Source organism: Myxacorys chilensis, assembly GCF_059505265.1.
Map to the genome: position 1 here is coordinate 1 of NZ_JCACKG010000155.1, position 12,535 is coordinate 12,535.

Sequence of the window (12,535 nt, forward strand, 5' to 3'; positions counted from 1 at the left end):
TATTCACAGCGTATACCGGGAGAGCTTTTTTACTGACTATCGGACTTTTAAAACAACCTCTGAGACAGATTACGCTTTCTCATGATATCGAAATAAAAGTCACGTTCCCAGTCACTTATCCAACCGTGCTCGTGTGCATGATTTATGGTTTCTCCGTTTAGCGCTTTTTTGTAGTCTTGGCGAACTCTTCTAATTGCCTGAAATATTTTGTCAGATGGAAGCCCAATAAATTTTTTGACGCAACAGTTTCCGACTATGACTGTACTTCCATTCTGTCCATTAAGGAGAACGCAAATCTCAATGATAGGAAAATGTCCACAAAGACAAGTTTCAGGCTCTTCCTCGTAGTAAACATCATTCAATCTCCACTCAAGTTTTGCCTCTTCCCAGGTTTTAGCAGTACTTAAAGCAATGATTCCTTGAGCGAGTCTATATTCAGACATCTCATTGATGATCCCGATGTATTGCCTTCACAGTGAACTTCAAAGTACCAACTGAACAATTGAAGAAAGCTAATGCTAACACTACACAAAAAAATGAGCGTAAGCTCTCACCAACAACTTAAGCCGCATAAATTATTTTTGGAGAGGAAGTTTCCGTATATGACCTTAAATCAGGTGGATCGGCAGAAACTTTTCGCATCTTTTCAGATTGAATCCGTTTGTCGGCGCACAGGTTCTCTGCACCGGAGGTGTTCGCCCCGGCATTGCTCGTGCTTTGATTGAGGCACACAATTTTCGACGCAATCTCTCCACCTAGAGTATCGACCGCAAGTTTAAGCAAAGGTGATGCTGGTACAATGAACAGCGATTCACAAATAAACCGCGTCATCCAAATCTCTCCTTACCAAATTCTCTGCCTGCCCCAACGTGTTATGAGCGACCCCAACGACACCATTTTTGGCAAAATTATTCGCAAAGAAATTCCTGCCGATATTGTTTATGAAGATAATTTGGCGCTTGCCTTTCGGGATGTAAATCCGCAGGCCCCTGTACATATTTTGGTGATTCCCAAGCAAGCGATCGCGAAACTTTCTGATGCAGAGTCCCAGGATCATGCGTTGATGGGGCATTTGTTACTGACCGCAAAACGGGTTGCCGAGCAAGCTGGACTCACGAACGGGTATCGCCTCGTCATCAACACCGGAAATGACGGCGGACAGACCGTTGATCACCTGCATTTACATATACTGGGAGGACGTCCAATGGCGTGGCCTCCAGGTTAACGAATCACTCGACTGAACATCGACTAAACTCTGCCAAGTGCTAACGGCTACGCTACGATCGAGTATAGAGATTTGGAGGAACGACAACGGTTTACACACGCCCCCTCGCTCGATTAATTGAGCATCTTCAACATTTACCTGGCATTGGCCCAAAATCGGCTCAGCGCTTAGCTCTGCACATTTTGAAGCGTCCCGAAGAAGAAGTCAAAGCTCTGGCAATGGCTTTGGTCGAAGCCAAACTGCAAGTGGGTTACTGCTCGGTCTGCGGTCATCTCTCCGCAGAGCCTGTTTGCGAAATTTGTCGTGCCCCTAATCGGGAGAGCAAAACGATCTGCGTTGTGGCGGATTCGAGAGATCTGATTGCATTAGAGAAAACACGGGAATATCGCGGCAAATACCATGTTTTGGGCGGCGTCCTTTCTCCGATCAATGGCATTGGTCCTGACCAGCTCAATATCAAAGCTCTGGTTCGTCGAGTCAGCCAGCAAAAGGTGGAAGAGGTCATCTTAGCCATTAGCCCTACCACAGAAGGTGATACGACATCCATGTACGTTGGTGGGCTTCTAAAACCCTTCACTCGCGTGACTCAGATTGCCTTTGGGTTGCCGATGGGAGGTGATTTAGAATATGCAGACGAAGTGACATTGGCACGTGCGTTAGAAGGTCGGCGCGAATTGGAGTAAAAAAAAGGACGCTCTTCAGAACGTCCTTCCTATCTCTAGAAGAGGTTGTATGACCAATAGCGATCGTTGGGCTACTTCATCTTTTGCTTGATAAACGTCAAGATTTGAGCCATTTGTTTCTTCATTGCATCCATTTCCGCCTGCATCTTGGCGATCTTGATGTTGAGCGCCTGAATTTCTGCGGCTCCTGCACCTTCTGTTGGCGGAACGGTTGGAGCGGCAGCAGGGCGACGTTTTGCTTTCGTCATCGCCGCTTTGATGGCTTCAATTAGCCCTTTTTGGTCAAACGGCTTTTGGACAAACTCAAAATAGTCGAACGGTTCTCGGAATTTTTCAGCCACTTCTTCCTTTCGACCGGACATCAGCACGAGAGGAATGGTCTGCAAATCGGCTTGACCCTGAATTTGCTGAAAAACTTCCCAACCGCTCATGCGAGGCAGCAAGAAATCTAACATAATAATAGTCGGGCGCTCCTGCCGAATTTTGTTAATGCCCTCAACGCCATCTTTGGCTTCTAGGACTTCAAAATTTCCTTTTGGCAGCATGTCTCGCACCATCGTGCGAATCACGGCGCTATCGTCGATAACTAAAATCTTGTGACCTGCCACAACTGGACTCCTGTTTAACGGTACTGAGAGAACAACTTTAATATCGTCAGGGAATAGTGTCGGGATCTGATGCGGGAATTTGGTGGGCCAAAGAGAAACGGACATCCTGAGCCTAGAACTCTTATAAGTAGAAATAAGATGTTCAGAAGGAGCTTGGCAGATGCCCTTCTTATTCACTCGGCAATGGTAAATTCGGTATTAAGATGTGCCAAACACGACTTAGTGTAGCTCCTAACTTTGGAATTGAACGAAAGGTTCTGCATTACTCTTAGAGTGATGAATCCCCGATCTAGCTCTGGTTTAGCCCCCAAGCCTAAATACCGCACTTGCCAGCAAATTTACTGAACTGAGTCCTAGTATTCCCACCTCTATGTCACCTGAAACGAATTCCAACCTTTCTTCGGAATCTTTTTCACGCCGCCCGCCTGAAATTGTTGCGATGCCCGATTGGTTAAGGCGTCCCATTGGCAGAGCAAGTGAGATTTCAACCGTTCAGAGAATTATCAAACAGCGCAACATTCATACGATCTGTGAAGAAGGACGTTGCCCGAATCGAGGCGAATGTTACGCCCAAGGAACGGCTAGTTTCTTACTCATGGGGCCGACCTGTACTCGGTCGTGTGGGTTTTGTCAGGTTGATAAGGGCCACGCTCCGATGCCGCTTGATCCCGATGAACCTCGTAAGGTTGCTGAGTCAGTGCGATCGCTGGGATTACGCTACGTTGTGCTAACCTCTGTGGCGCGAGATGACTTGCCCGATCAAGGAGCAGGTTGGTTTGCTCAAACCATGACGCAGATCCGTCAGGTGAATCCAGAGACGCAAATTGAGGTGTTGACGCCAGATTTTTGGGGTGGGCGAGACGATGGAATACCACCGGAAGACTTGCAGCAGCAGCGAATTGCGAGAGTTGTAGCGGCGAAACCTGCTTGCTATAACCATAATATTGAAACGGTGAAGCGATTGCAGGCTCCGGTGCGACGGGGAGCGAAGTACGATCGCACGCTCCGAGTTCTGCAATTGGTAAAAGAACTTGATCCGACCATTCCTACTAAGTCAGGCGTGATGTTGGGACACGGGGAAACCGAAGCAGAAGTGATCGAAACGCTAAGCGATCTGCGGGGAGTGGCGTGCGATCGCGTCACCCTCGGTCAATATATGCGTCCCTCATTGGCACATCTTCCCGTTCAGAAATACTGGCATCCTGATGAGTTTGAGAACCTAGGCGCGATCGCCCGCAAAATGGGATTTTCTCACGTGCGATCAGGCCCGTTAGTCAGAAGTTCTTACCATGCAGGGGAAGAAGGGTAGCAGAGCGACGTTGCCCAACATCGCTGATGCGCCTATTGCTGACGGGAAACAGCTTGCGATTGGCGTTGTCAAGCTCCGAACGGTTCCTTCGGAGTTGCGCTTTGCGCTAATCGCGGCTCAAGCGGGATGCGATCTTCACAGCTTAGCGAAGCTAATTGCGACCCATTCACCAGATCGCTCGTGATCAATTGCTTCAAATCCGGCTTTATCTAATGCTGTAGTCACTTCAGTTTCGTAGTCAGCAGTGAACCCAGAGGTAATCAGAAGCCCGGAGTGAGCCTCGGTTTGACGTAGCGATCGCCCGTAATCTTCTGCCAAATCAATGTGTACCCGCGCAAAGATATTGGCAACGATCAGATCAAAGCGGGCAGTCGGTTCAAGGGTGGTGACTGTATCAAGGGTTCCGCCCATCCAGTGACCCAACTGGCTGCCTCGACCCAAACTACCTTTCATTACAGTAACGCGGTCTTGAACGCCATTGCGATCGACAGCATCTTGCGTCGCTTCCACAGCGGTTGGATCGTTATCGAGGGCAAGAACCTGAGCGTTTAGGCCTGCGATCGCGACACTCAAGATGCCAGAGCCGCAGCCTAGATCTAACACCTGCATTGAAGGAGTAACGTGTCGCTCAATCAAGTGCAAACTCAGCACCGTCGCTGGATGCAGCCCACTGCCAAAGCTCAAACTTGTTTTCAGCCGGAGTGGAACATCCTTTGCCGTTGCTGTAAACGGCGCATTGGGGCTAAGGATTACAAATCGTCCGACTCGATGAATTAAAGCAGCTTCGGCGTCAGGCGCTATTTCGTCTACGATCGCGACTTCCAAAGCAGTGGTTTGTCCGGTTCGATGCAGTGGAGAGAGCAACTGACTAATTTTTGCCACCTGTGCTTTCGCCTGCATTCGGTCAGGTAGATAAAAACGAATCGTGAATGCCCAAGGTTTGTTCGCCTCGCTTGGGGCCTGACCTGCTCTGTTGTAATTTACAATGCGAAGATCATTCGTGTAATGATGTTCAGCCAGCAGCGTCCGAACCCAGTCAACCGCCTCAGCCGTTGCATCCAGGCTCAACTCAATCCATGACATAGCATTTCTTTTGGGGTTCTTTGCGATCCTACCCTTTTTTCTACACTGCTAGGAATTGTTGAATGACATCATTGCTCAATTGACTCGTTGGACCCGATGCAACCATGCTGCCTTTCTGCATGGCGTAGTACCAGTCTGCCTGCCGCACAAAATGCAAATGTTGCTCTACCAGCAGCACGGAAATACCTGTCGTTTCAATAATCCGTCGGACGGCAGCTTCAATTTCCAGAATGATTGAGGGTTGAATGCCTTCAGTTGGTTCGTCAAGAACCAGTAAGCGAGGACGACCCATCAGGGCACGGGCGATCGCAAGCTGCTGCTGCTGTCCACCACTCAAATCACCACCCATACGAGACAGCATCGTTTTCAGCACCGGAAAAAGCTCGAATATTTCTTCTGGAATCTCCTGCTTTTTCGGGCGCTCTAGCAACGCTTCTAGGCCTAAAATCAAATTCTCTTTAATGGTGAGCCGAGGAATCACTTCCCGGCCTTGAGGGACATAGCCAATGCCTAATCTTGCCCGTTGGTCGGTTGTTCTGGCAATAATCGAGTGTCCGTCTAGCTTCAGGTTGCCGCTCCGGGGTTTGAGGATGCCCATGAGCGTCTTTAACATTGTGGTTTTGCCAACTCCATTGCGACCAATTAGACAGACCATTTTGCCCGGAAAAACGGTCATATTCACATCACGGAGAATGTGGCTTTCTCCGTAATACACGTTGAGATCGTTGACTTCCAGCATTGGTAAGTCTGTATCTGGTTTCGTTGGCTCTAGCGTTGCATTAGCGTAACTCATGGTGTTGTAGTAGAGCGTTGTAATAGAGAGAATTATGAAGTTAGATAATCAAGCCGCAGCGTGATCGTCCTCTTGCTTACCGAGATACACTTCAATGACTCGCGGATCGTTCTGGACTTCATCCATTGAGCCTTCGCACAGAACTGTTCCTTGATGTAGAACCGTAACTTTCCGAGCAATCTGGCGCACAAATTCCATATCGTGTTCAATCACAATAATGGAATGGCTCTCGGCTAAGGCAAGCAGTAGATTACCGACGTTCTCGGTTTCCTCATCGGTTAGTCCGGCAACGGGTTCATCGACCAATAAAAGATCCGGTGACTGTGCGACCAACATGCCGATTTCTAAGCGCTGCTTTTCCCCATGAGAGAGCAATGCCGCTTTAAGGTCGGCTTTTGTCTCTAAGCCGATTGTCTCAATCAAGCCTGCTACCGTCCGCCGTTCTGCGCTAGACGGCTTACCAAACAAAGCATTCCAGACGTTCTTATAACGGTTGCAAGACAGTTCTAAATTTTCTCGCGGTGTCAGATTCAGATAGATCCGTGGCGTTTGGAACTTTCGTCCCACGCCTAACCGAGCGATTTGATACTCGACGTTGCCCTTGATTGATTTTCCCTTAAACGTCACCTGTCCGGTTGTGGGCTTTGTTTTTCCTGTAATCACATCTAGGAACGTTGTTTTGCCTGCGCCGTTGGGTCCAATAATCACCCGTAGCTCGCCTGTGTCTAAACTGAAGTTAAGGTTATTGAGTGCCCGAAAGCCATCAAAATTAACGGTCAGATTCTCGATTTGTAAGATTTTTTCGCTCATACTGCACGTCTGGGTCTTCTTCTAAACTGGGATAGGTTTGGAGCGGACGCCGCTTGTTGATCTGCGATCGCACGAGCCGGACGCCATCCTCTCGCAGCCAGCCAAGGATGCCGCCGGGTAACACCGTCACAACGATCAGAAACAGTCCGCCTTGGAAAAAGTACCAAATTTGCGCATACTGCTCGCTCAAAATACTTTTGGCGAAATTCACAATCAGTGTGCCAAGAATGGCACCCACGATCGTGGCGCGTCCGCCGACTGCCACCCAAATTACCATCTCGATCGAGAAGGCAATATTCATCGCTTGCGGTGTAATAATGCCCGACTGCACCGTGTAGAGTGCGCCCGCAATTCCGGCAAGTCCCGCAGAAATGGCAAACACCAACACCTTAAACATCGTGGGATCGTAGCCTGAAAACCGCATTCGGGCTTCATCGTCTCGCACAGCCACAAGTAGCCGTCCGGAGCGTCCACTTGTGAGCCAGCGGCTGAGCGCATAGCCGCCCACAAGCAGCAAAATGGTCAGTGTATAGAGAAATGCTTGAATGGGGGGCGAACTGACGGTCTGCCCAAAAATGGTAGCGGTATCCGTTTTCAGACCGTTGGTTCCGTTGATCAATTTTTGTTGACCATTAAAGAAGTTGAAGAATACGATCAGCGCTGCCTGAGTCAGAATCGAGAAATAAACGCCCCGGATTCGGTTTCGGAACACGAGATAGCCGAGAATCGCGGCCACGATCGTCGGAATGAAGACGATCGCAAATAGGGTAAATGGCAACGAATAGAATGGTTGCCACAACCACGGAAGCTCCGTCACGCCGTAGGGCGAGAAGAAATCGGGTAATTGACCATCGGGAAGCTGCAACAGCAGAAACATCGCCAAGCTGTAGCCGCCGAGGGCAAAGAAAACGCCGTGACCTAAACTCAGAATTCCGGTGAATCCCCAAATCAGGTCAATGCCCAGTGCTGCGATCGCCAGGGCTAAATATCTCCCCAGCAGATTCACGCGAAATCCTTGACCCGAACCGACTAAAATCGGTGGAATCACGAACAGCAGCAGCAGCGCGATCGCGGCGACGATGCCTGCTTCGAGCAAAAGCCTCTGTCGAGCTTTGGGTTTAGATTGTATTAGTGCATCCACTAGCTTTATTTCCAACTGAAGGGAGCCTGCCTCTAAGCTTCTATGAGCTAGGATCATCAAACTGTAGCGAGTGACGCAAACCGTTAGTCACCTTAGTGCCGTTCTAAAGAATTACCGTCAGTTTAAGCATCCACTGTTCGTCCTTTCTGCGGGAACAGCCCACCAGGACGAAACTGTAGAAACGCAATAATCAACGCGAACACCAATACCTTCGCCATGCTAATGGTTGAAAAGAAGGCAAACGTATCTGATAACGGTTTAATCGGGGCAGTCAGATCAACCAGCGTATTCGAGCCGATCAGATAGTTAGCGGTGCCGATCGCAAGGGCAGCAATAATGCTACCCGCCAGCTTACCGACACCCCCAACCACCACCACCATGAAGGTATCGACGATGTAGTTTTGTCCTGTATTCGGTCCAACTGATCCGAGCAAACTCACCGCACAGCCTGCCAGCCCTGCTAATCCTGAACCCAAGGCAAACGTTAGCGCATCGACTTTCTTAGTGGGAATGCCAAGACATGCACTCATGGTTCGATTCTGCGTCACAGAGCGAATTCGTAAACCCCACGACGTGTTATTCAAAAACCAATACACTCCGACGACACAAGCGATCGTCAGCACAATAATAAAAATTCGGGCATAGGAGAACTGCGTTCCGGCGATGGGAAATCCCCCTCTTAACCATTTCGGCGCAGTTACGTCCACATTGCGAGCGTCAAACCACAGTTTTGTAAAAGCAGGTTTGTAGAGTGTGCCGAGAACATTGCCCGTCGCGATCGCGGCAGCCGCCGATAATGGAATCATGATCGTTAGAAACCAACCGCGTGCCCGTTCAAAATCAGTACGACGGGCGACGATCCACATCGCTCCAAAGAACAGCAGGCAAAATAGAGCCACGATTGTCACGAGTTGCCAACTGACGCTGCGGACAAGCTGCTGCAAAATCAAGCTGACGCCCCAAGTTGCCAGCAAGGTTTCGAGCGGTCGCCCATAGAGATAGCGAATGACGCCTCGCTCTAAAACCAACCCAAAGATCGCCGTTACGATGAACGCGGCGATCAGCGCAATAAAAATGTAGATCCCAAACAGAGGTGTTCCTTTCAGTGCATTCTGCACCATGTAAGTGGTATATGCACCCAACATCATCAACTCACCGTGTGCCATATTGATCACACCCATGAGTCCGAATACGATCGCAAGACCCAACGCGGCAAGTAACAGCACTGATCCGAGGCTGATGCCGCTAAAAATTCCGTCTAGTAGTCCTGATAGCATGAGGCTTTCCTAAAGATGGGTAAGGGACGCTGAAAGGCGTCCCTTCTTCTTACGTCGTCTTGTACTTGCCGCCTTTGGCTGGATCAGACCAGTCGCACGCAAATCCTTTCGTATCGGCTACAAACTGATTCCACGGCACGGGCTTCACTGCTTCCTTGGTCTCGTAGACAATCTTAAACAGCGAGTCCTCACCTACTTCGCCAATGCGAACGAACTTAGACAAGTGATGGTTTGGATTCATCGTGATCCTGCCTTCTGGCGCATCAAAGGTCTGACCGTAGGCGGCGGTTTTCACCTTTTCTAAATCCTCATACGTTCCCGCCTTCTCAACCGATTGCTTCCACAGATACACCATGATGTAAGCAGCTTCCATTGGATCGTTAACCACGCGATCGCTGCCATACTTCGCCTTGAATGCATCTACAAACTTGGTACTAGCAGGCGAATTGACAGTTTGAAAATAGTTCCATGCGGCGTAGTGCCCTTGGAGATAATCCACCCCGATCGCTTTGACTTCTTCTTCGGCAATACTGACCGACATCGACGGATATTTATCAGGGTTCAAACCAGACGCTTGCAGTTCTTTAAAGAACGCAACGTTGCTATCGCCGTTCAAGCTGTTGTAGATCACGCCGCCATTCGGCAACGCCTGCTTGATCTTTTGAATTACCGATTTGACTTCTGTGCTGCCGAGCGGAATGTAGTCTTCGCCAACCGTATTGCCGCCTTTTGCCGCTAACTGCGCTTTGATAATGGTGTTGGCGGTGCGAGGGAAGACATAATCTGAGCCGACTAGGAAGAATTCTTTGCCTTTGTTCTCTAGCAGCCAATCGACTGAAGGCTCGATCTGTTGGTTTGGCGCTGCACCCGTGTAGAAGACATTTTTCGAGCATTCTTGCCCTTCATACTGCACCGGATACCACAGCAGGCTGTTTTTTGACTCAAACACAGGCAAGACGGCTTTGCGGCTTGCCGATGTCCAGCAGCCAAACACCGTTGCCACTTTGTCTTGATCGATCAGTTTCTTCGCCTTCTCTGCGAAGGTAGGCCAATCGGAGTTGCCGTCTTCGATAATCGCTTCGATTTGCTTACCGAGGACGCCACCCGCTTTGTTGATTTCTTCGATCGCTAGGTTCTCGGCATCCACGACGCTCTTTTCGCTAATCGCCATCGTGCCGCTCAGCGAGTGTAAAATTCCCACCTTAACGGTATTGCCCGCCGCTGATGTGGAGGCAGCAGTCGAAGCAGCAGGCGACGCTCCAGGACTAGCCGTTGTGGAAGGATTGCTCCCGCAGGCTTTAAGAAGAATGCTCCCAGCGGCAGTGGAGCCTAGAATCATAAATTCACGCCGACCGAACGATTTTGCCATATCTAGTGTTGCTCTCCACGGGAATAGTGCGTTTAACTCAATCTGGCTCTTCAAGCTATCTGTTCGTCATTAAGGCTGAGCGGTTCTTTCGGGAGGGTGCGCCGTGCTCGATCGCAAATAAAGCAATCTGAGACAGAGAACATTTGCTTTGCAGGCGAATTTCGCTTCAGCTTGGCAAATCAGACTCGCGTTCTAGTCCTCTTCAGACGTGTTTTAATCAATAGCTAAAAGTAGACTCAGTGATAACTCTGAGATATTAGGGCTTCGCTTCGCCGCGAAAATGTATTGAAAACTACAAACCGCTGTTTAGCCACTGCTCCGTGGTTCTAAAATCAGTCCTGAGTGGGTTTCTAAGAAACGAATTATTGTATTAAGCCCGTCCCCAGTTTTGAGGTTTGTAAAGACAAACGGTTTACTGCCTCGCATTTTTCGAGCATCGCGATCCATCACGGCTAGATCTGCTCCAACATAAGGTGCAAGATCGATCTTATTAATCACGAGCAAATCTGATTTTGTGATCCCCGGTCCACCTTTGCGAGGAATCTTGTCGCCTCCCGCGACATCGATCACATAAATATTGAGATCGACAAGTTCTGGGCTAAAGGTTGCAGCTAAGTTATCCCCTCCGCTTTCAACCAGGATTAAGTTGAGAGTTCGAAATCGCCCTTCGAGGTCATCGATCGCCGCTAAATTCATCGAAGCGTCTTCTCGGATCGCCGTGTGCGGACAGCCGCCCGTCTCAACACCAATGATGCGATCGCGCTCTAATGCCTGCGATCGCACGAGATACTGTGCGTCTTCTTGGGTGTAAATATCGTTTGTGACGACCGCAATGCTGTAGCGCGATCGCATCGCTTTGCACAACGCATCCACTAAAGCTGTTTTTCCCGACCCAACCGGGCCTGCGACTCCGACTCGAAACGCATTCATACCCTGCCCCAACTAAAAAAATTCGTAATTCACCATTGAGACCTTACCTCAATTCTGAATTACGAATCGTGAATCACAAACTAGTTTGAGGATTCGGGCTAAGTTTAGTATTCGGGCACAGAAGGATCAACATCGCGACTCCAAGCCGTAATGCCGCCCGTTACATTCGTGCCTTCAATTCCGGCTTCTTTAAGAATTGCCAACGCTTTCGCCGATCGCCCGCCCATTTTGCAGTGAGCAATTAACTTATGACCGTTGAGCAATTCTTTGACTTTTTCAACGCCTGATCCGTTCTCAATGTCGGGGAGTGGAACCAAGACAGAACCTGGAATTTTGGCAATCTCGACTTCGTTCGGATTGCGGACATCGAGCAGCACATATTCATTGCCGATCGCGCCACTATCAATCAGCTGTTTCAACTCAGTTGCAGACATTTCTTGCACGTTTTTACGCTCCTGTTCTTCAGCCGCTTTCGCTTGAGGAATGCCACAGAACTCCTCATAATCGATCAACTTTTCGATGACCGGACGCTCTGGATTTGGACGCAACTTTAGCTCTCGGAATTTCATCTCCAGCGCATTGTAGAGCAACAGTCTTCCGCTGAGAGTGTTTCCAGCTCCCAAAATAATTTTAATCGCCTCAGTCGCTTGAATCGTGCCGATAATGCCGCACAGCACACCCAAAACGCCCCCTTCTGCACAAGAAGGAACCAGTCCGGGTGGCGGGGGTTCTGGGTACAAATCGCGATAGTTGGGTCCACCCTCGTAGTTGAAGACCGTTGCCTGTCCTTCAAATCGGAAGATAGAACCGTATACGTTGGGTTTACCCAGCATGACACAGGCATCGTTGACTAGATATCGAGTGGGAAAGTTATCCGTTCCATCAATCACAATATCGTAGGGTTCAGCAATCTCTAAAGCGTTGTCAGATCTGAAACTCGTTTCGTAGAGATCGACTTGACAGTGAGGATTAATTTCTAGAATTCGATTCTTAGCAGACTCGATCTTAGGTTTACCCACCCAAGACGTTCCGTGAATGATTTGCCGTTGCAGATTAGAGCTATCGACAATATCAAAATCGACAATTCCGAGTCGCCCGATTCCCGCTGCTGCTAAATAGACCAACAGTGGAGAACCGAGTCCTCCGGTTCCGACACACAAAATACTGGCAGCTTTGAGCCGTTTTTGACCCTCAACGCCAACTTCCGGCAAAATCAAATGGCGTGAATAGCGCGCAATATCGTCTTGAGTTAACTGGATATCATCCAGATTGGGATTTAGCATGGTGCGTTTGCTGAGATGAACAGA

The 12,535-nt window shown here is 49.2% G+C and carries 14 protein-coding genes and 1 pseudogene; 4 read left to right on the forward strand and 11 right to left on the reverse strand.

Annotated elements, in window-relative coordinates:
- Window positions 1–47: 47 nt before the first annotated feature.
- Together AC5JLB_RS11580 and AC5JLB_RS11585 are read right to left on the reverse strand one after the other, a co-directional pair.
- Window positions 48–443: a hypothetical protein gene (locus AC5JLB_RS11580; RefSeq protein ID WP_495873985.1), complete on the reverse strand. Its 396-nt coding sequence runs from the start codon at window positions 441–443 to the stop codon at window positions 48–50.
- A gap of 118 nt (window positions 444–561) precedes the next feature.
- Complete coding sequence (locus AC5JLB_RS11585; RefSeq protein WP_495873986.1) at window positions 562–831, reverse strand: hypothetical protein; 270 nt, start codon at window positions 829–831, stop codon at window positions 562–564.
- A gap of 43 nt (window positions 832–874) precedes the next feature.
- On the opposite strand from AC5JLB_RS11585, the gene AC5JLB_RS11590 reads away from it, so the two are divergent.
- Together AC5JLB_RS11590 and recR are read left to right on the forward strand one after the other, a co-directional pair.
- Entirely contained in the window at window positions 875–1,225 is a 351-nt protein-coding gene (locus tag AC5JLB_RS11590) for a histidine triad nucleotide-binding protein (RefSeq protein ID WP_495873987.1), read from the forward strand.
- A gap of 101 nt (window positions 1,226–1,326) precedes the next feature.
- Window positions 1,327–1,908 (forward strand): annotated as a pseudogene (recR, locus tag AC5JLB_RS11595) (recombination mediator RecR); the annotation flags it as partial.
- A gap of 71 nt (window positions 1,909–1,979) precedes the next feature.
- Here the strand turns inward: recR and AC5JLB_RS11600 are convergent.
- Window positions 1,980–2,516, reverse strand: coding sequence for a response regulator (locus AC5JLB_RS11600; protein WP_495873988.1), 537 nt, complete (start codon window positions 2,514–2,516; stop codon window positions 1,980–1,982).
- Between the two features lie 370 nt (window positions 2,517–2,886).
- On the opposite strand from AC5JLB_RS11600, the gene lipA reads away from it, so the two are divergent.
- Window positions 2,887–3,825 carry a lipoyl synthase gene (gene lipA, locus AC5JLB_RS11605; protein ID WP_495873989.1) on the forward strand — a complete coding sequence of 313 codons (939 nt, stop codon included), beginning with the start codon at window positions 2,887–2,889 and terminating at the stop codon, window positions 3,823–3,825.
- Window positions 3,806–4,009, forward strand: coding sequence for a hypothetical protein (locus AC5JLB_RS11610; protein ID WP_495873990.1), 204 nt, complete (start codon window positions 3,806–3,808; stop codon window positions 4,007–4,009). The genes lipA and AC5JLB_RS11610 overlap by 20 nt, the downstream gene beginning before the upstream one ends.
- Here the strand turns inward: AC5JLB_RS11610 and AC5JLB_RS11615 are convergent.
- From AC5JLB_RS11615 to moeB, 8 genes are all read right to left on the reverse strand, one after another.
- Entirely contained in the window at window positions 3,961–4,908 is a 948-nt protein-coding gene (locus tag AC5JLB_RS11615; protein WP_495873991.1) for a 50S ribosomal protein L11 methyltransferase, read from the reverse strand. The genes AC5JLB_RS11610 and AC5JLB_RS11615 overlap by 49 nt on opposite strands.
- A 40-nt stretch (window positions 4,909–4,948) precedes the next feature.
- A complete protein-coding gene (gene urtE, locus AC5JLB_RS11620) occupies window positions 4,949–5,701 on the reverse strand; it encodes an urea ABC transporter ATP-binding subunit UrtE (RefSeq protein ID WP_495873992.1) in 753 nt (250 codons plus the stop codon).
- A 48-nt stretch (window positions 5,702–5,749) separates the two neighbouring features.
- Window positions 5,750–6,511, reverse strand: a complete 762-nt coding sequence (gene urtD / locus AC5JLB_RS11625) for an urea ABC transporter ATP-binding protein UrtD (protein ID WP_495873993.1) — start codon at window positions 6,509–6,511, stop codon at window positions 5,750–5,752.
- Window positions 6,471–7,652 carry an urea ABC transporter permease subunit UrtC gene (gene urtC, locus AC5JLB_RS11630; RefSeq protein ID WP_495873994.1) on the reverse strand — a complete coding sequence of 394 codons (1,182 nt, stop codon included), beginning with the start codon at window positions 7,650–7,652 and terminating at the stop codon, window positions 6,471–6,473. The genes urtD and urtC overlap by 41 nt, the downstream gene beginning before the upstream one ends.
- Window positions 7,653–7,774: 122 nt before the next feature.
- Window positions 7,775–8,929, reverse strand: coding sequence for an urea ABC transporter permease subunit UrtB (gene urtB / locus AC5JLB_RS11635; RefSeq protein WP_495873995.1), 1,155 nt, complete (start codon window positions 8,927–8,929; stop codon window positions 7,775–7,777).
- A gap of 49 nt (window positions 8,930–8,978) precedes the next feature.
- Window positions 8,979–10,298 (reverse strand): urea ABC transporter substrate-binding protein, encoded by a 1,320-nt coding sequence (urtA, locus tag AC5JLB_RS11640; protein ID WP_495873996.1) that lies wholly within the window; start codon window positions 10,296–10,298, stop codon window positions 8,979–8,981.
- A 306-nt stretch (window positions 10,299–10,604) separates the two neighbouring features.
- Window positions 10,605–11,228, reverse strand: coding sequence for an urease accessory protein UreG (gene ureG / locus AC5JLB_RS11645; RefSeq protein WP_495873997.1), 624 nt, complete (start codon window positions 11,226–11,228; stop codon window positions 10,605–10,607).
- Between the two features lie 104 nt (window positions 11,229–11,332).
- Entirely contained in the window at window positions 11,333–12,511 is a 1,179-nt protein-coding gene (moeB, locus tag AC5JLB_RS11650) for a molybdopterin-synthase adenylyltransferase MoeB (protein ID WP_495873998.1), read from the reverse strand.
- Window positions 12,512–12,535 lie beyond the last annotated feature (24 nt).

What these genes read in the sequence shown, in the direction of transcription:
- urtB (WP_495873995.1), bottom strand. Translation starts at nt 8,929, where the DNA reads ATGCTATCAGGACTACTAGACGGAATTTTTAGCGGCATCAGCCTCGGA.
- urtE (WP_495873992.1), bottom strand. Translation starts at nt 5,701, where the DNA reads ATGAGTTACGCTAATGCAACGCTAGAGCCAACGAAACCAGATACAGAC.
- urtA (WP_495873996.1), bottom strand. Translation starts at nt 10,298, where the DNA reads ATGGCAAAATCGTTCGGTCGGCGTGAATTTATGATTCTAGGCTCCACT.
- ureG (WP_495873997.1), bottom strand. Translation starts at nt 11,228, where the DNA reads ATGAATGCGTTTCGAGTCGGAGTCGCAGGCCCGGTTGGGTCGGGAAAA.
- AC5JLB_RS11590 (WP_495873987.1), top strand. Translation starts at nt 875, where the DNA reads ATGAGCGACCCCAACGACACCATTTTTGGCAAAATTATTCGCAAAGAA.
- AC5JLB_RS11580 (WP_495873985.1), bottom strand. Translation starts at nt 443, where the DNA reads ATGTCTGAATATAGACTCGCTCAAGGAATCATTGCTTTAAGTACTGCT.
- AC5JLB_RS11610 (WP_495873990.1), top strand. Translation starts at nt 3,806, where the DNA reads ATGCAGGGGAAGAAGGGTAGCAGAGCGACGTTGCCCAACATCGCTGAT.
- AC5JLB_RS11585 (WP_495873986.1), bottom strand. Translation starts at nt 831, where the DNA reads ATGACGCGGTTTATTTGTGAATCGCTGTTCATTGTACCAGCATCACCT.
- AC5JLB_RS11615 (WP_495873991.1), bottom strand. Translation starts at nt 4,908, where the DNA reads ATGTCATGGATTGAGTTGAGCCTGGATGCAACGGCTGAGGCGGTTGAC.
- lipA (WP_495873989.1), top strand. Translation starts at nt 2,887, where the DNA reads ATGTCACCTGAAACGAATTCCAACCTTTCTTCGGAATCTTTTTCACGC.
- moeB (WP_495873998.1), bottom strand. Translation starts at nt 12,511, where the DNA reads ATGCTAAATCCCAATCTGGATGATATCCAGTTAACTCAAGACGATATT.
- urtD (WP_495873993.1), bottom strand. Translation starts at nt 6,511, where the DNA reads ATGAGCGAAAAAATCTTACAAATCGAGAATCTGACCGTTAATTTTGAT.